Raw genomic sequence first — 17,042 nt, forward strand, 5'->3', positions numbered from 1 at the left:
CGGGAACGTTGTCTGTCCGAAGGTAAATAATTGCTTTTGCAGCGGTTGACGCCAGCCCCGATCATCGTCAGCTCGCCGCCACATGCGACTCATCGCCCACCACGCCCCAGGCGCGGTTTTGCAGCACGGTGCGATAGCCGTCGCGGTCGACGAAAGTGACGCCGTTGACCTCCCAGTAGGGGTTGAACGCCGTGACGCGCAGAAACCCGGCGGCGTCCATGGCGCTGCATTGTGCCTCCCAGGCCTGACGCTGCGGATAGTACAGCACCAGCAGATCTTCATCTCCTGGCGAGGGAGTGACGGGATGGTGGCGGCAATGGGTGAATTCCAGATGCCAGCCGGCATCCGCCAAACCGATCATAATCCCGCTAAATCCTTCATGATCGGTAAAGCTGCCAAGTTCCTGCAGCCCCAGCCCGGCGCAATACATGCTGGCGCTGGTCTCCAGTTCGCTGACCGGTCTGGCGATGCGCATGTGGCAGAACGACATAATGACTCCCATAAGGCGTAGGCCGGGTCAGGCGCAGCCGCCACCCGGCAAAAAAAGCGGCGTCACAGCCGCGACCCGTCGCCCGGCGGCGCTGCGCTTGCGCGGGCCTACGGAGCGGGGGACCCATTTAGCCGGCTAAGCGCCGCCATGTAGGTCGGGTCAGGCGCAGCCGCCACCCGGCAAAAAAACGGCGTCACAGCCGCGACCTGTGGCGAAAAGCGATTCTGTCGCTGTTGTCGCTCGGGTTGATACTGTAGCGGCAAAACGCCTCTGCGTTTGTCGGCAAGAGCTCTGGGTCGCCCCCTGCGCGTGTGTCACTGAATCCTCTTCTAGCTTAGCCGTTCGCAGCGCTTTGCAACAGGATGCGCCACTCGCTGAGGGCGGAGGTGCTGAACCCCTGACGCCAGATAAGCTGGGTGGTCGCCTCGCACAGCGGTTCGCTAAGACAGTTTTCGGGAAGCGTCATCAGCGACAGCACGCTCTGCGGCAGCAGGCAGACGTAGCGCCCGGAGGCCACGCAGGCCAGCATGCTGTGATAGGAACTAACCTCATGCACCTCGACGGCCGCCTGTTGCTCCGCCAGCCAGCGCTCTCCTAACGCCCGATAGCTGCAGCCGCTGGTAAATGCCGCGAACCGCAGCGGGCCCGCGCCCTGCGGCCGGACCAGCATCAGGGTTTCCTGAAACACCGGGACAGATTCCAGCCCGGGCGGGCATGTCGGTTGGCCATCCGGCCCTGGCGGCAGGCAGACCAGCGCGGCATCGAGGGCGGCGGTGAATACCCCCTCGGCTAACTGGCGGGTCGGCCGGATGCTGAGGGTGACATCCACCTGCGGGCATTGCTGTTGGAAGCGGGTAAGCAGCGGCGGCAGACGGCTGGCGGCGGTCGCCTCCATCGCGCCCAACCGCAGGCTGCCGCCGGGTGTGGTCGGATGCAGAGCCTGCTTTGCCTCCTCCGCCAGGCTCAGGATCCGCCGGGCATAGCTGAGGAACTGTACGCCTGCCGGCGACAGTACCATTTTTTTGTTGCCGCGGACGAAAAGTTCCACGGCAAGCTCCTCTTCCAGCTGCTGAATACGGGTGGTGATATTAGACTGGGCGCGGCCCAGCCGTTTTGCTGCCAGGGTGACGCTTTGCGTGTCGGCCACCTGGATAAAAATCTGCAGTGTGCTGTGGTTCATATTTTTATTCTCAATATGATAATGATGTTGATCTTATCATCTTTAAAAGAGATGGTAAGCCTCCGGCATCACTCATCTACGAGGAACTCATGCAAAATTCACTGCTTTCGCTTCTTGATATTGACTACCCCCTGATCCAGGCCCCGATGGCGGGCGTCTCCACCCCCGCGCTGGCTGCTGCGGTGAGTAATGCCGGGGCGCTGGGTTCGCTGGGGCTGGGCGCTGCAACCGTTGCCCAGGCGGAAGCGATGATCGTCGCCACCCGCCAGCTGACGGACCGGCCGTTCAATGTCAATTTATTTTGCCATGCGCCGCCGCGGCGCGACGCCCCACGTGAAGCGGACTGGGCAGAGACGCTGCGCCCCCATTTTACCCGCTTTGGCAGTACGCCTCCGGCATCGCTTAGGGAGATATACCAGACGTTTATCGGCCACACCGCCATGCTGGAGCTGCTTCTCGACCACTCGCCGGCGGTGGTGAGCTTTCATTTCGGCCTTCCTGAAGGTGAGACGATCCAGCGTCTGCGACAGCAGGGGATTGTCACCCTGGCGACGGCAACCTCGCTCCAGGAGGCGCAGCTGATTGAACAGCAGGGGATCGACGTGGTGGTCGCTCAGGGCTATGAGGCGGGCGGGCACCGGGGGATCTTTGCTCCGCAGGAGCCTGACGCGCAGCTGAGCACCTTCACCCTGGTGCAACTTCTGCGGCGTCGACTAACCATCCCGGTAGTGGCCGCCGGGGGCATCATGGACGGAGCGGGGATCGCTAGCGTGATGCAGTTGGGGGCGCAGGGCGTACAGCTCGGTACGGCGTTTTTACTGTGTCCGGAATCGGCCGCCGACGCCGGCTATCGCGCGGCGATCCACAACAGCCTTGACGGGCGTACGGTGCTGACCTCCGCAATATCCGGGCGTCCGGCACGCTGTCTGGCGAATGCCTTCTGCGCGCTGGGGGAAGCCTGTCCGACGAGCGCCGTGCCGGATTATCCGCTGGCGTATGATATCGGCAAAGCGCTGGCCGCCGCCGCGAAAGCCCAGGGCGTCCATGAGTATGGCGCCCACTGGGCCGGGCAGGGGGTGGGGTTGATCCGCGAGTGTGACGCCGCCCGTCTGGTCCGCCAGCTGGCGGCAGAGAGCGGCTGGAACTAATGACTGACGGCTAACGGCGGTGGGCCAGGCTGCGCACCAGCCGATCGCCGGCCATCTGCACGCCCTGAACCATCGCCACCAGGATCAGCACTGTGCCAAACATCACCTCATTATTGAATCGCTGATAGCCGTAGCGGATGGCGAGGTCGCCGAGTCCGCCGCCGCCGATCACCCCGGCCATCGACGAAAAGCCAATCAGCATCACGATAGTCAGCGTGATCCCGGCCAGCAGCGTCGGCAGGGCTTCTGGCAGCAGGGATTTAAAAATCACGTGCCAGACGTTGCCGCCCATCGACAGAATGGCTTCGATTCTTCCGTAATCCACCTCGTCGAGCGCGTTTTCCGTCAGGCGGGCAAAGAACGGAAAGGCGCCGATGGTCACCGGCACGATGGCGGCGGTGCTGCCCAGCGTGGTGCCGACGATCAGCCGGGTAAAAGGGATCAGGGCGATCAGCAGCACGATAAACGGTAGCGACCTGCCGATGTTGATCACCGCGCCTAACAACGCGTTCAGTTTCGGCATCGGCGCCAGCCCGTTGGCGCGGGAAATAAATAACAACACACCGGTGGGCAGCCCGATCAGCACGGTAAACAGGGCCGCCAGGCCCACCATATAGAGCGTATCCAGCGTGCCGTCGAGTAATAACGGCCACAAATCTTCCCAGCTCATGCTACTCCGCATAATGGCCTCCCCTGAACGCCGTGACGGGTAAGAAAATCCTGTTCAGCCTGCGGGTCGTGCAGCAGCGACTGGCGCAGCCGCGACCATGGGGTCACCAGCAGGTCCGCGAGTTTGCCGCTCTCGACAATCTCACCCTGTTCCAGCAGCGCCGCGTGGTCACAAATGGTTTTCACCACCTCCAGCTGGTGCGTTATCAGCACAATGGTCAGATTGAGCCGCTGGTTAATATCCGCCAGCAGAGCCAGCACCGAGGCGGTGGTCTCGGGATCCAGAGCGCTGGTCGCCTCGTCGCACAGCAGCACCTCCGGTCGGGCGGCCAGCGCCCGGGCGATGCCGACGCGCTGTTTTTGCCCGCCGGAAAGCTGCGACGGGAAAGCGGCGGCCTTTTCGCTGAGATCCACCAGCTCCAGCAGTTCGCGCACCCGCGCTTCGCGAGCGGCCCGCGGCACCCCGGCAATCTCCAGCGGCACCGCGATGTTATCGGCGACGGTGCGGGCATGCAGCAGATTGAAGTGCTGGAAAATCATCCCGGTGCGCAGGCGATAATCCCGCAGCGCCGCCTTGTTCAGCTGAGTAATATCCTGTCCGTTCACCAGAATGCGGCCCGAGGTGGGCCGCTCCAGCAAATTGAGACAGCGGATGAGCGTACTTTTGCCGGCGCCGCTGCGCCCGAGAATGCCGTATATCGCCCCTTTCGGGATCTGTAACGCGATATCGTTCAGCGCCGGTCGGCCGGTTCCGGCGTAGGTTTTGCTCAGCCCTTCGATGGTGATCATGACTGAGGGGCCACCGGGATCACCGAGCCGTTGTAGTTTTTACGGATAAACTCCGCCACCTGCGGCGAGGTCAGGTCTTTCGCCAGCGCCTTAATACGCGGGTCATTCGCCAGGGCCGGGGTGGTCACCAGGATATTGGCGTAGGGGTTATGCTCGGCGCTTTCCAGCCCCAGGGCATCTTTCGCTGGCACCAGACCGGCTTCCAGCGCGTAGTTACCGTTAATCACCGCCAGGTCGACATCGTCGAGGGAGCGCGGGATCTGCGGCGATTCAATCTCCAGGATCTTCAGGTGTTTCGGGTTCTCGACAATATCCTTCGGCGTCGCCAGGGTGGTGGCCGGGTCGGTAAATTTGGGGTCCAGCTTAATAAGCTTCTGCGCCTGCAGCAGGAACAGCGCCCGGCTCAGGTTGGTGGTGTTATTCGGTACCGCCACCGTGGCGTTTTCCGGCAGCGACGAGAAATCTTTATGCTTATGCGAGTAGATCCCCAGCGGCTCAATATGAACCGTGGCCGCGACGGCAAAGGTTTTACCCAGCGCTTTCTCCTGATCCTTCAGGTAGGGGACATGCTGGAAGTAGTTGGCATCCACATCGCCACTGGCCAGCAGTTCATTGGCGTTGACCCCGCTGGTCAGCTCCACCACCTTGAGATCGAGACTGGGATCGATTTTTTTGATGTAGTTGAGGATCTCCGCGTGGGGAACCGGGTCCGCGGCGACGCGCAGCGCGGCGGCCTGGGCAGACGTCCATGCCAGAGAAAGAGACAGTGCGACCCCTGCCAGTTTAAAAGCAGCATATTTCATGGTGTGTTCCTTTTTAGTTATGGTTAAACGATCAATTGCTCGGCGCGTTCGCGAAAAACGTCCTGATAGTAGCGTTCCGCCACGTCCGGATGGGAACGCAGACGGCCCTTGAGATAATTCCAGCCGACATCGCGCAGCAGCGGATTGTGCGGGTCGCTGTCCGGACCGCGCGCTTCACGCGCCAGCTCGGGCGGCAGGGTATAAACCGGCACCACCGCGTCAAGCTGGGCGCCAAGGAAGAAAGCGATGGAGAGGCGCTGCTGCTGAGCCGGCGGTGACACCACCCGGTGAACGGTAGCGCGCAGATAGCCGTTGGTGGCCAGCTCCAGCAATTCGCCAATATTGACCACAAAGCTGCCGGCCAGCGGTACGGCGTCGATCCACTGCCCGGGCGCCACCTCAACCTGCAGCCCTTTCTGCTCGTCCTGCAGCAGGAAGCTGAGAAAACCGGAATCTTTATGGGCGCCAACGCCCTGGCTGCTCTGGGTCTCCTGCTGGCCGGGATAACGGATCAGCTTGATATGCTCGTTGGGTTGGTCGCCGTAAAGCCGGTCAAAGGCATTCTCCGGGAGCTGCAGCGCTTCGGCAAAGGCGCGCAGCAGGCGGATACCCACCTGAGTCATCTGCTGTTGCCAGTGAAGTAATACCGGTTTTAGCGATGGCAGCGCGGCAGGCCACAGATTCGGACCCTGCAGGCGCTGCCAGCGCGGCGCGTCGTCGCTGAGGGTCAGCGCCGGACGTTCGGCGCCGATATCAAACTGCTCTCGCCAGTCAGGCTGGCCGCGCGTCAGCTCAGAGGCCGCGCGGTTATAGCCGCGAAAATGGGGGGAGTGGATCATCGCCACCTGCTGTTTTTGCGCCTCATCAAGCGCAAAAAAGCGCTGGGACTGGCGCTGAACTTCATATTGAAGCGCGTCGTCGACACCGTGGTTGATCAGATAAAAGAAGCCGATGTCGCGGGCGGCGTGACGCAGGTCGGTCAGGAAGGCCGCTTTATCCGCGGGGTCCGCGTAGCGGGCCAGATCGAGAATCGGCAGGGTGGTCGCGTTCATTGTGTTCTCCGAAAACGGGATAATAAGTTATGGGTCGATTCAGGTTCAGGGTTCTGGCACAACAGCAGCGCATGGTGATTTCCTCTGTCCGGGGCTGAGCACAGCTTGCCTCAGGGCCAGATAAGCAACCAATAACGTTATTTTCTAATTTATGTCCGCGCGGGGTTCTGTGCTTTTGCGTTAAATAGATAAAGGCGTAAGGGCGAACTGAAGCCGTTGCGCCCGTCACCGAGAGTCAGTAAGGTGGGCGCACTTTTTTAATGCGGAACGGATGTATCCTCATGCACAGCTCAAAAGATCCCCTGCACGGCGTGACGCTGGAAGCGCTGCTCAATGCCCTGGTGGCGCGCTACGGCTGGGTGGAAATGGCCCGCCAGGTCAACATTAACTGCTTTAAAAGCGATCCCAGCATCAAGTCCAGCCTGAAATTTCTCCGCCGGACGCCGTGGGCGCGTAAAGAGGTGGAGGCGATGTATCTGGCTTCGCTCGACGACGATGCGCCGGCGGAGAAAGCGGATCCCTGGGCAAACTGGCAGAAAAAATAACTCTTACCACAGGACAACATCATGCAGAGCTGGAGCAGTAAAGATTTCACCGCCGACCGCGCGTGGGGCGCGCTGGACATTGCCAATTTTTCCGGCACCACCGTGCGCCTGCACTGGACCGACCAACCCTATATCTGGCACATCAACGACGGTCAGGAGGTGTTTGCCGTGATGGATGGTCAGGTGGTGATGCATGTGAAGGTCGACGGCGAGGAACAGGTGATCATGCTGAACGCCGGAGATATCTTTTACGCCGAGGTGGGATGCGAGCATGTCGCCCATCCCCAGGGGGCGGCGCGTATTCTGGTGATTGAGAAAGAAGGGTCGGTCTGATCCCGCCGGCGGGCAATTCGTTAGCCCGCCATTTCATCGCCTGTCAGACTCAACATACCGCGTTGATATAAATCACTTATCCAGCTTTCAATATACATAATTCTTGTTTGCCATTGCCTTCACCCCAGCACTATCTTTTGCCGCAGACGTCTTAACAGGCACAACCCCGGGAGAGATCATGGCCACCTTGCAGTGGGATCACGCAGTACAGTTTGTGAATCAGCCGGAAGCGGCGATTGAAATCTTTGCCGGGCAGCAGCTGCGGGCGGCGGTCGGCGGGCGCCATCCGGGCTGGGGAACCCGCAATGCGCTGAGCTATTTTGGTCTGACCTATATCGAATTCCTCGCCATTTCCGACCCCGACGAACTGCGCGCCGCGACGGACAGATTTCTGCTCTCGCGGGATGCCGCGCGGTTGCTGCCGGAGAACGAAGCGCTGTTACGCGTCGCGCTGCGCAGCGACGACATCGAGGCCACCCATGACCACTTGCGTCGCAAGGGGCTGGCGGTGTCACCGATTGTCGATGGCCAGCGCCACGATCCGCAGGGCAATGTCATCCGCTGGCGGATCTTCACCATCGATGGCGACACCGACGGGCTGGTCTTTCCTTTTGTGCTGCAGTGGGGAGAAGACGACGAGACCCGGCTGGCGCGGCTGCGCGCTCAGGGGCTGGACGTGCCTCATCCGCTGGGCGACATTGTGCTCGAGCAGGCGGTGTTCGAGGTGGACAATCCGCAGGCGGTGCGCGACCGCTGGCAGGCACTGCTGGGCTTCCCGTCACAGGGAGAGCAGGGGCTGGACGCGGGCGGCCAGTGGTTTACTTTCCGCCAGGGACCCGCCAACCAGCTGGCCGAGCTGGTGTTTCGCGTCGCCAACCCGGCGCTTAAGGGGCAACGCTTTCGCGTCGGCAACGGCGTGTATCGCTTTATATAAAGGCTGACGCTAGCGTACCGTCGCGCGCAGGGCCCCCGGCGGCTGGCCGGTGATGCGTTTGAACGCCCGGCTAAAGGCCGCCAGCGACTGATACCCGAGGCTGAAGGCGACTTTTTCCAGCGCCTGGCCTTCGTGGGTGATGTACTGCACCGCCAGCCGCATACGCAGCTCGGTGAGATAGCGGGCGGGGGTGGTGCCGGTGGCGGCAAGAAAACGCTCGGCGAAGAGAGAGCGCGACAGCCCCGCCTCCCGCGCCAGATCTTCCACTTTCCAGTTAACGCCCGGACGCTGATGCATGGCGTAGATCGCTTTCGCCAGCCGGGGATCGCGCAGGACCTGCACCCAGCCGGTGGCGTTACCGCACCCGCAGGCCACCCAGCCGCGGACTATCAGCGCGGCCACTACGTCCGCCAGTCGGGCGAGGATCCCGGCATAGCCCGCCTGGCGGGTGAGCGATTCCCGCTCCATCGCCGCCAGCAGCGGCTGGATCTCCGGCCAGGTGTTGAGCAGGCAGCTCACCCGCATCACTTCGGGCATGGCCTTCACCAGCGGCTGCATGCCGCCGAGTTCAAAGTCCATACAACCGCTGAAAATCACGGCGCGCTCCGGGCAGTCAGGCTGGCCGCCAGCGTTGATACAACTGACCGTGCTGCACACCGTTTCGCTGTTCAGCTGCGCCACATTCACCACCGCGGCCTGCGGATCGGAGAGCAGGGCGTGCCCGTCGCCGTTGGGAATAAACAGCGCGTCGCCGCTCTCCAGGGTGAACTGTTCTCCGCTGGCCATGCGCAGCAGCACCGGCCCGCGGCTGATGAAATGGAACTGGGCTTTGCCCGCCACGGCGCTAAAGCCGACGCCAAACGGGCGGGAGGTCTCGATGCGCCGGTAATTCACGCCGGAGAGGCGCATACCGCGCAGCAGTTCGCTGGTCAGGTCGATAGTGGGCTGGCTCATGGTAATTCCGGACGAATAATCAATAACTGAAGAGTATGCATCATATATCGTCCAGGGGTAAGCCCCTAAGATGACCAGGATGTTAATAAACCTGGAGAGATGTATATGACTTCCTGCATAGCTGCTGACGCGAGCCTGTCACCCGTCAGGCCTGCCTGGCGCGCCGTCTATGCCCTGGCCCTCGGGGTGTTCGGCCTGATCGTGGCTGAATTTCTGCCCGCCAGCCTGTTAACGCCGATGGCCAGCAGCCTCGGCGTCAGCGAAGGGATGGCCGGGCAGGCGGTGACCGCCACGGCGTTAGTGGCGTTAGTCACCGGCCTGCTGATCGCCACCGCCACCCGCAATATCGACCGCCGCTGGGTGCTGATGTTCTTTTCCGTGCTGCAGATTGTCTCCAGCCTGATGGTCGCTTTTGCCGGTTCGCTGGCGTTTCTCCTGCTCGGTCGTCTGCTGTTGGGGATCGCCATCGGTGGTTTCTGGGCGATGTCCACCGCCACGGCGATGCGTCTGGTGCCGGCGGCCCATGTGCCGAAAGCGCTGGCGATCATCTTTTCCGCGGTGTCTGTCGCCACGGTGGTGGCCGCGCCGCTCGGCAGCTACCTCGGAGAGCTGATCGGCTGGCGCAACGTGTTTATTCTCTGCGCGATACCCAGCCTGCTGGCGCTGCTCTGGCAGCTGTGGGTGCTGCCCTCCATGCGGCCGGAAAGCGTTGGCACCTTCTCCACGCTGTTCAGGGTGCTGCGCCGTCCCGGTATGCTGGGGGGCATGCTGGCGTCGATCCTGATTTTCAGCGGCCATTTTGCCTTCTTCACCTACCTGCGACCGTTCCTTGAGACCGTCGCGCAGGCCAGCGTTGAAGGCGTTTCGCTGATTTTGCTCGGCTTCGGTGTCGCTAACTTTATCGGCACCTCGGTGGCGAGCTATCTGCTGAGCCGCAGCCTGCGTCTGACCCTGGCGCTGGTGCCGCTGATGATGAGCGTCCTGGCGCTGCTGATGGTGACGTTTGGCCATCTGTCCGTGCTCGACGGGTTGCTGGTCGCCCTGTGGGGATTTGCCTTCGGTCTGGTGCCGGTGGCCTGGTCCACCTGGCTGGCCACCACCGTGCCGGATGAGGCGGAAAGCGCAGGCGGTCTGCTGGTGGCCTCTATTCAGCTGGCCATCAGCGCCGGCGCCGCCGGCGGCGGGGCGGTGTTCGATCTGCATGGTGCCAGCGGCGTCTTCACCGGCAGCGGTTTGCTGCTGTTGACCGCGATGGTCGTGGTCTTCACCGCCGTGCGGGTGAAACCGGTCGCCAGCGCCGAGCAGCCGGAGACCGGCCGCTTATCCCGCGAGATCGATAACTAAATTGGCCGACAGGCTGCGGGAGCAGCACAGCGCGATATGCTGCTCCGCGGCCTGTTTTTCCGCCTCCGACTGCACGGTATCCCGGTGGTCTACCGTTCCCTCCCGCACCGGCGTCAGGCAGGCGCCGCAGATCCCCATCTCGCAGGAGAGCGGCACCTCAACGCCATGCTCCTGCAGCACCCGGGCGATGGTTTTGTCCCCCGGGACCGGCCAGCGCTCCCCGGTGGAGGCGAGGGTGATGGTGAAGGTGCCGTCCTCCGCCGACGCCGCCGTCGGGACGGTCGGCTGGAACGCTTCGCTGTGCAGTTGCGTTTCCGCCCAGCCGGCCGCCAGCGCGGTGTCGCGCACCTGGGCCATAAACCCCGGCGGTCCGCAGAAATAGACTCGGGTGTCGGCGTCCGGCGCGCCCAGATCCTGCGCCAGCCGCAGGCGCGGACTCTGCCCGTCGGCAGAGCTGTGGATCAGGCAGGTTCCGCCGGTGAGCTGGCTGGCGATCTCGGTGGCGAAGGCGGCCTCCTGCGCGCGGCTGACGTAATAGTGCAGCGTAAAGCTGGCGCCGGACGCCGCGCGCGCATGGGCCATCGCCAGCAGCGGCGTAATGCCGATCCCGGCGGCGAGGAGCACCACGTGGCCGCCCCCGTGCAGGGGAAAGTGGTTGCGCGGAGCAGAGATCAGCAAGGGCTGCCCCGGACGCAGGGTGTCATGAATATAACGGGAGCCGCCTCGCGACTGCGCCTCGCGGGCGACGCAGAGCAGATAGTGATCCCGTCTGGCCGGGCTGCCGGTCAGCGAATACTGACGGATCAGCCCGCAGGGGAGATGGAGGTCGATATGGGCGCCGGGCGCCCACGCCGGCAGCGGTTGCCCATCGGCGCTCACCAGACGAACGGCCAGATTTTTCGCGCCCTGGCGCCACAGGCCATCGACCACCACCGGGAGTATGTCGCGCATAAGACCTCCACTCATACCAGAAAGAAATCGCCAAAGCCCATCTTCTTCAGCCCGCGCCGGTAGGCGATAGAGCTGCGGTCTGCCGGAATATGCGCCTCCAGGGTCAGATCCAGCGGCAGCCGCTCCGGGCGCTGGGTCTCAACCATCAGGCGGTCCTCCTCAAACACCCGCAGGTTGAACGCATGAACGTCTTCCACCGGCACATGCAGGTCAAAATTGCGGGCGATAGGGGCAAACATTCGCGTCACGCGCGACGACACCGGCGAGGCGGCGTTCATGATCACCAGCTTCGCATCGGCAGGGAAATGGATGGTCAGCGTGGCGGTGAACGGCAGATGCATTTCAAAGTGACGCAGCCACTGGAACCCTTCCGGCGCGCGGAAATCGGAGCTGGCCGGGTAATTGCCTACCGAGCTCCAGTAGTCGGCAACAAAGCCGAACGGCGTCTCCTGCGGGGTGTAGTCCGGCACCTGTTGGTTGTCCGGATCGGCGAAGGTCTCGGTGTGGATCCACGCGAAGTGGGCGACATCGAGAAAGCCTTCGACCTGGCGGCCGGCAAAGCCCTTCACTTCAAAGGCCGGACAGTTGATTTGCTGAAAGCCGGCGTCGTCCCAGTGCGGCATGGTCGGTAACGGCGGCGGATTGTCCGGATCGCAGGCCAGGCAGGTCCAGATCAGCCCGTAACGCTCCTCCACGGCGAAGCTGGTGAGATGCAGTTTGGCCGGAATGGGTTGCCCCGGACTGGAGGGGATGCGGTTGCAGCGGCCATCCTCGCCAAAGCGCAGGCCATGATAGGGGCAGACGATGCCTTCTTCTTCATGAAACCCCAGGGTCAGCGGGACGCCGCGGTGCGGGCAGACGTCGCGGGCGACAACCACCTGGCCTTTTATACGATAGATAACCAGCTGTTCGTCCAGCAGGGTGGCTTTCACCGGAGCGCCGTCAATATCGCAGGCGCGGGCCACCGGGTGCCAGCAACGGGCCAGCCGCAGCCAGTCTTCCGGATCGAAGGTGCTATGGGCGGGGGGCGTGGGGGTGGTTGTCTTCATGATTTCTCTTCCTGCTCACATCGGTGATTGTTTTATTGTTGTGAGATTATTGTTGTCATATTAGGGTGTTCACATCCATCACCATTAATTCACTCTGCTGTTGCAAAAAAGAGTACAGGGGCACCATGAGTCCATTTTCCCGTTTCGCCCACTATTTCATCGCCGTGGCTCGCTGCGGCAGCCTGCGCCGGGCCGCCGAGCAGCTGCATATCTCGGCCTCGGCGATTAACCGCCAGATCCTGCAGGCCGAGGAGGCCTTCGGGACGCCGCTGTTCGAGCGGCTGCCGGAGGGACTGCGGATGACCACTGCGGGTGAACTGCTGTATGACAATCTGTTGCGCTGGCAGAAGGAGTTTCGTCAGACCCGGCAAAAATTTGATGAGCTGCAGGGGATGAAGCGCGGGAGCGTCAGCGTCGGCATGGTGCAGGCGCTGGCGGAAGGCGGCTTCGCCGCCGCGCTGGCGGAGATCATCGCCCGCTGGCCGTGGCTGGAGCTGGATCTGCAGGTGGCCGACAGCCACACCGTCAGCCAGAAAGTGCGTCAGGCGGATCTGGACGTCGGTCTGATCCTCGATCCGCAGGGGCAGGCCGGACTCAGCGTGCTGGCCTTTGCCGAACTGGAGGTGGGGATTGTGATGCGCCCGGACCATCCTCTGGCGGGGGCGAAGGCCCTGTCTCTGGGCGAGCTCAGCCTGGAGCGGCACATCGTGCCCGGCGCGCCGCTGATTGTTCATGAGCGTGTTGCGCTCCTCTATCGCCACCATGACTTTGCGCCGGAGAATACCATCAGCTGCAATGATATTCGACTCATTAAGTCGCTGGTGCTGCGCGGCAGCGGCGTGACGCTCCTCAGCCTGCTCGACGTGCTGGACGAGGTTCAGCGCGGACAGCTGGCCTTTATCCCGCTGCGCAGTACGCTGCTGCGGCCGCTGACCCTGGCGCTGTGCACCGCGCCCTCGCGTCAGCTATCGCGTCCCGCGCAGATGGCCATTCAGACGCTGAGCGCGGTGATTGAATCCATGGCGACCGTCAGCCCAGCGGCCCGCTGAGGATGGTGTCGCACATGCCGTTGATAATCCGTTCGCCGGTCTCTTCCCGCAGCTCCTGGTACCAGGCTTCGGTGAGCTGCATATCCTTACCGTGGGTGATATCGCAGCGCTTGCGCGCCTTCAACACCAGATCGCGAACCCGATCGCAGCGCTGGGTTTCATACTCGCGCAGGGCGGCGTCAATATCGCGGGTCTGGCGGAAAACGGCGCCCAGCACCACCGCATCTTCCATCGCCGCACATCCCCCCTGGCCAATATCCGGGGTGGTGCTGTGTCCGGCGTCGCCCAGCAGCGCGACGCGACCGCGCACCAGGCGGCTGAACGGTTCGATATCGTGGATTTCAATACGGTTGGTGGTCTGCGGGTCAAGGGCGGCGATCAGCTTCTGCACCGGCGGCGCCCAGCCGGCAAAGTAGCGGCTGAGGTCAGCGCGCAGGGTGTCACGATCCTCGGCCAGACCCGCCGGCAGCGGCACATCAAAGAAAAAGTAGAACCGGCCAGCGGAGACCGGCATCAGAGAGACGCGCTTGCCTTCGCCGACAAAGGTGGTCCACTGATCGCCGGGTGCCAGCGCTTCATCTATTTCCACCAGACCGTTCCAGTTGACGTAGCCGGCGTAGCGGCGCTGCGGGGTAAAGCCGAGCACCCACGGACGCAGCGCGGAATGGCTGCCGTCGGCGGCAATCAGCAGATCGCCGCTGGCGCTGCTGCCGTCGGTAAACCACACCGTCACGCCGTCGGCGTTTTCTTCACAGCGGGTGACGCGTTTGCCGAACTGCACGCGCTCCCGTCCCCAGAAATCCAGCATTTCCCGCTGCAGCTCTGCGCGGGATACCGGGCAGGGGCGGCTGCCGGTGCGTTCGATCAGCGGCGCGAGGCTGAACTGGGTCATGTTCTCGCCGCTGCGGAAATCGCGATACGCCATGCGGCGCAGCGGTCCGCCGAAGGTTTCCATGATATCGCCCATGCCGAGGTGGGCCATGCATTTCACGCCGTTGGGCCATACGGAAATCGCCGCGCCGACCGGTTTGATCTCTTTCACCGCCTCATAGACGTCGCAGTCGATCCCCGACTGTTTGAGCGCCACTGCCGCACTTAAGCCGCCGATGCCCGCGCCAATCACGATTGCTTTCATTTTTTTCTCCTTCTCCAGATGTAGGCACTGACTACAGCAATTTGCGTACCAGTTCGCCGGAGGGAGGAAAACCGCCCGCCAGAGGCACAGCGGCAGGTCATGGCGCACCACCTCGGTGCAATGTGATGCATTGGTTGCCTTTTTATGAATCAAAAGTTTCTGTATGTTGCATTAAGAATCTATCGTTTCATAAGCCTGGTTCAGCAGCGGAGGGAAATGATGCATCATTCGAATAATTTAAGTTGATGATTTTGAAGTGTTAATAAATTTATTCGTGCGCTTTTGTCGTCTCTGGCCTGCTTTGTGCAGTAGCCCATGCACTTCTCTTTGCTACGGGATAACACCATGTCTGACGAACATCACAGCGGCCTGCTTTACGGCCTTGAACAGCGGATCCCACCGCTTCCGGCCTTTTTTAGCGCCCTCCAGCATGTGCTGGCGGGTCTGGTGGGGATCATCACGCCGCCGCTGATCATCGGCGCCACCCTCGGACTTGGCGACTGGCTGCCGTATCTCATCAGTATGTCGCTGCTGGCTTCGGGTATCGGTACCTTTCTGCAGTCCAACCGGGTCTGGGGCATTGGCGCCGGGATGATCTGCATGCAGGGCACCAGCTTCGCCTTTCTGGGCGTGGCGGTAGCCGGAGGGATGTGGGTGAAAGCGCAGGGCGGCGGGCCACAGGATATTATGGCGATGCTGTTTGGCGTTAACTTTGTCGCCGCCCTGGTGCCGGTGATTGTCAGCCGCTTTATCGAACCGCTGAAGAAAATCTTTACCCCTATCATTACCGGCAGCGTGATTGCGCTGATCGGCATCAGCCTGATCAAGGTCAGCGTCATTAACTGGTGCGGTGGGGAAAAGGCGCAGGATTTTGCCAGCATGAGCAATATCGCGCTCGGGGCGGGTACCCTTGGCGTTATCGTCCTGCTGAGCTGCGCCAAAAACCGCTGGCTGCGGCTCTCCTCGGTGGTGGTGGGCATTGCCGTGGGCTGTGTGGCGGCAGGGCTGAGCGGTCAGTTCCATCTTCACAGCCTGGGCGATACCCTGTTTCGCCTGCCAACGCTGTTCCCGTTTGGCTTTCAGTTTAACAGCGCGATATTTCTGCCGGTGGCGCTGGTGTCGCTGGTGTGTATTCTGGAGGCGGTGGGCGATCTGACGGCCAACTCGCTGATTTCACAACAGTCTGTTGACGATCGCGCTTTCCGCAACCGGCTGAAGGGCGGTATCCTGGCGGATGGCGTCAGCTGCATGGTGGCCGCAATGCTCAGCGCCTTTCCAAACACGACTTTCGCGCAGAACAACGGCGTGATCCAGATGACCGGGGTGGCCAGCCGCTATGTCGGACGCTACATTGGCGTAATTCTGATCCTGCTCGGGCTGTTCCCGCCGGTGGGCGAACTGTTGCGGCAGATCCCGGCGCCGGTGCTGGGGGGCGCTACGATGGTGATGTTTGGCTGCGTGGTGGCGGCCGGGATCCGGATCATTACCCAGAACCCGCTCACCCGACGCGATGTGCTGATCGTGGGTCTGGCGTTTGGTGCGGGTCTTGGCGTGGAGTCGGTGCCGGCGTTTCTCAGCCATTTTCCGCCGATGGTCGGCGATCTGTTCGGTTCCGCGGCCACCAGCGGTGGGCTGGTGGCGATAGCGCTGAACCTTGTTCTGCCGCAGGAGCAGGCGGCGACGAAAACGATAAGGAGTCAGGATGATCGCGCTGAGTCAGTTTAACAGCCTGAGTGGCGATGAGGCAGGGGAGCTGCTGGCTCCCTGTGTGGCGATCCCGGCCTGGAGCGATAAGCTGGTGAACTTGCGCCCCTTCGCCAACCGTGAAGCGCTGCTGCAGGTCGCCCGGGAAGCGATGGGCGACTGGGGAGAGAACGATCTGAACGCGGCGCTCAGCGCCCATCCGCGGATCGGCGAAAAACCGAGCGGCAGCCAGGCGCACGCGACGATGTCGCGCCAGGAGCAGTCGGCGGTGGACAGCGATAATGAAAGACTGGCGCAGGCCCTGCGGGAGGGGAATGCCCGCTACGAAGCCCGCTTTGGCCGGGTGTTTTTAATCCGCGCCAAAGGGCGCAGCGGCGAAGAGATTCTGCAGGCGCTGACGCGCCGGCTGCAGCATACCGCTGACGAAGAAGTGGCTGAGGCGCTTGCCCAGCTGCGGGAAATTACGATGTTAAGACTGGAAGGAGCGATTGGCGAATGAGCACCCTGAGCACCCATATTCTGGATATTTCCACCGGCACGCCGGCTGAAGGCGTCGCGGTCAGCCTGAGCCGGGAGGGCGAGACCCTGGCGAACCTGGTGACCAACGCCCAGGGGCGTATCGCCAGCTTCAGCTCCGCGCCGCTGCCGGCGGGGCGCTACCGTTTAACCGCGGAAACCGGGGCGTGGTTTGCCCGTGCCGGGCGCGATAGCGTTTTTACCCGGGCGCAGATTGATTTTGTCATTGGCGAGGCGGCAGAGGACCATTTCCATCTGCCGTTTCTGATCGCCCCGGGCGGGTGGTCGACCTACCGCGGCAGCTAAGCCCGGCTGCGCGTTGCCCGAGTGACAGCCATTGCCGAGCGGCGCTGCGCTTGCCCGGCCTGGATGATGATGAAACTGGTAGCGACAGCCC

General features: G+C 62.5%; 19 protein-coding genes. 9 read left to right on the forward strand and 10 right to left on the reverse strand.

Annotated elements, in window-relative coordinates; all coding sequences use genetic code 11:
* Positions 1–67: 67 nt before the first annotated feature.
* Both GQR96_RS11775 and GQR96_RS11780 read right to left on the reverse strand, forming a co-directional pair.
* Positions 68–490: a VOC family protein gene (locus GQR96_RS11775; protein WP_043519546.1), complete on the reverse strand. Its 423-nt coding sequence runs from the start codon at positions 488–490 to the stop codon at positions 68–70.
* Between the two features lie 334 nt (positions 491–824).
* Complete coding sequence (locus tag GQR96_RS11780; RefSeq protein WP_065904755.1) at positions 825–1,670, reverse strand: LysR substrate-binding domain-containing protein; 846 nt, start codon at positions 1,668–1,670, stop codon at positions 825–827.
* Between the two features lie 89 nt (positions 1,671–1,759).
* Between GQR96_RS11780 and GQR96_RS11785 the strand changes: the two genes are divergently transcribed.
* On the forward strand, positions 1,760–2,818 hold the full coding sequence (locus GQR96_RS11785; RefSeq protein ID WP_043519548.1) for an NAD(P)H-dependent flavin oxidoreductase: 1,059 nt from the start codon (positions 1,760–1,762) through the stop codon (positions 2,816–2,818).
* A gap of 10 nt (positions 2,819–2,828) precedes the next feature.
* Here the strand turns inward: GQR96_RS11785 and GQR96_RS11790 are convergent, their stop codons facing one another.
* The 4 genes from GQR96_RS11790 to GQR96_RS11805 are packed head-to-tail and all read right to left on the reverse strand — an operon-like array spanning position 2,829 to position 6,131.
* Positions 2,829–3,488 (reverse strand): methionine ABC transporter permease, encoded by a 660-nt coding sequence (locus tag GQR96_RS11790; protein WP_004217626.1) that lies wholly within the window; start codon positions 3,486–3,488, stop codon positions 2,829–2,831.
* Positions 3,485–4,276, reverse strand: a complete 792-nt coding sequence (locus tag GQR96_RS11795; protein WP_008804932.1) for a methionine ABC transporter ATP-binding protein — start codon at positions 4,274–4,276, stop codon at positions 3,485–3,487. Before GQR96_RS11795 ends, GQR96_RS11790 begins: the two co-directional genes overlap by 4 nt.
* On the reverse strand, positions 4,273–5,079 hold the full coding sequence (locus tag GQR96_RS11800) for a MetQ/NlpA family ABC transporter substrate-binding protein (protein ID WP_004205939.1): 807 nt from the start codon (positions 5,077–5,079) through the stop codon (positions 4,273–4,275). Before GQR96_RS11800 ends, GQR96_RS11795 begins: the two co-directional genes overlap by 4 nt.
* Positions 5,080–5,102: 23 nt before the next feature.
* Positions 5,103–6,131, reverse strand: a complete 1,029-nt coding sequence (locus GQR96_RS11805) for an isopenicillin N synthase family dioxygenase (protein WP_017900371.1) — start codon at positions 6,129–6,131, stop codon at positions 5,103–5,105.
* A 281-nt stretch (positions 6,132–6,412) separates the two neighbouring features.
* Here GQR96_RS11805 and GQR96_RS11810 point away from each other — a divergent pair, with 281 nt between their 5' ends.
* The 3 genes from GQR96_RS11810 to GQR96_RS11820 all read left to right on the forward strand — a co-directional run bounded on the left by GQR96_RS11810 (position 6,413) and on the right by GQR96_RS11820 (position 7,943).
* Positions 6,413–6,676, forward strand: a complete 264-nt coding sequence (locus GQR96_RS11810) for a VF530 family protein (protein ID WP_025999254.1) — start codon at positions 6,413–6,415, stop codon at positions 6,674–6,676.
* Positions 6,677–6,697: 21 nt separating this feature from the next.
* Positions 6,698–7,009: a cupin domain-containing protein gene (locus tag GQR96_RS11815; RefSeq protein ID WP_065904753.1), complete on the forward strand. Its 312-nt coding sequence runs from the start codon at positions 6,698–6,700 to the stop codon at positions 7,007–7,009.
* A 178-nt stretch (positions 7,010–7,187) separates the two neighbouring features.
* Positions 7,188–7,943: a VOC family protein gene (locus GQR96_RS11820; RefSeq protein ID WP_065904751.1), complete on the forward strand. Its 756-nt coding sequence runs from the start codon at positions 7,188–7,190 to the stop codon at positions 7,941–7,943.
* Positions 7,944–7,952: 9 nt separating this feature from the next.
* On the opposite strand, the gene GQR96_RS11825 is transcribed toward GQR96_RS11820, so the two are convergent.
* Positions 7,953–8,897, reverse strand: coding sequence for an AraC family transcriptional regulator (locus GQR96_RS11825; protein ID WP_004205934.1), 945 nt, complete (start codon positions 8,895–8,897; stop codon positions 7,953–7,955).
* A 105-nt stretch (positions 8,898–9,002) separates the two neighbouring features.
* On the opposite strand from GQR96_RS11825, the gene GQR96_RS11830 reads away from it, so the two are divergent.
* The gene (locus GQR96_RS11830; RefSeq protein ID WP_049115597.1) at positions 9,003–10,241 is read left to right on the forward strand and encodes an MFS transporter; all 1,239 of its coding nucleotides are present in this window, start codon (positions 9,003–9,005) and stop codon (positions 10,239–10,241) included.
* Here GQR96_RS11830 and hpxE read toward each other — a convergent pair.
* Complete coding sequence (hpxE, locus tag GQR96_RS11835; protein WP_004205932.1) at positions 10,218–11,192, reverse strand: molybdenum cofactor-independent xanthine hydroxylase subunit HpxE; 975 nt, start codon at positions 11,190–11,192, stop codon at positions 10,218–10,220. The genes GQR96_RS11830 and hpxE overlap by 24 nt on opposite strands.
* 11 nt (positions 11,193–11,203) lie before the next feature.
* Entirely contained in the window at positions 11,204–12,241 is a 1,038-nt protein-coding gene (gene hpxD / locus GQR96_RS11840) for a molybdenum cofactor-independent xanthine hydroxylase subunit HpxD (protein WP_074384465.1), read from the reverse strand.
* Positions 12,242–12,366: 125 nt separating this feature from the next.
* Here hpxD and hpxR point away from each other — a divergent pair, with 125 nt between their 5' ends.
* Positions 12,367–13,290, forward strand: coding sequence for a LysR family hpxDE operon transcriptional regulator HpxR (gene hpxR / locus GQR96_RS11845; protein WP_004205929.1), 924 nt, complete (start codon positions 12,367–12,369; stop codon positions 13,288–13,290).
* Here hpxR and hpxO read toward each other — a convergent pair.
* Positions 13,271–14,425 carry an FAD-dependent urate hydroxylase HpxO gene (hpxO, locus tag GQR96_RS11850; protein ID WP_043519552.1) on the reverse strand — a complete coding sequence of 385 codons (1,155 nt, stop codon included), beginning with the start codon at positions 14,423–14,425 and terminating at the stop codon, positions 13,271–13,273. The two genes, hpxR and hpxO, sit on opposite strands and share 20 nt — an antisense overlap.
* A 345-nt stretch (positions 14,426–14,770) precedes the next feature.
* Between hpxO and GQR96_RS11855 the strand changes: the two genes are divergently transcribed.
* From GQR96_RS11855 to uraH, 3 genes are read left to right on the forward strand one after another with little or no spacing between them, the layout of a single operon-like run.
* Positions 14,771–16,150, forward strand: a complete 1,380-nt coding sequence (locus GQR96_RS11855; protein ID WP_017900377.1) for a nucleobase:cation symporter-2 family protein — start codon at positions 14,771–14,773, stop codon at positions 16,148–16,150.
* Positions 16,128–16,628: a 2-oxo-4-hydroxy-4-carboxy-5-ureidoimidazoline decarboxylase gene (gene uraD, locus GQR96_RS11860; RefSeq protein WP_017900378.1), complete on the forward strand. Its 501-nt coding sequence runs from the start codon at positions 16,128–16,130 to the stop codon at positions 16,626–16,628. Before GQR96_RS11855 ends, uraD begins: the two co-directional genes overlap by 23 nt.
* Positions 16,625–16,951, forward strand: coding sequence for a hydroxyisourate hydrolase (uraH, locus tag GQR96_RS11865; protein ID WP_053810395.1), 327 nt, complete (start codon positions 16,625–16,627; stop codon positions 16,949–16,951). Before uraD ends, uraH begins: the two co-directional genes overlap by 4 nt.
* Positions 16,952–17,042 lie beyond the last annotated feature (91 nt).

This window comes from Klebsiella sp. PCX (genome assembly GCF_021869705.1).
GTDB lineage: Bacteria > Pseudomonadota > Gammaproteobacteria > Enterobacterales > Enterobacteriaceae > Klebsiella > Klebsiella quasipneumoniae.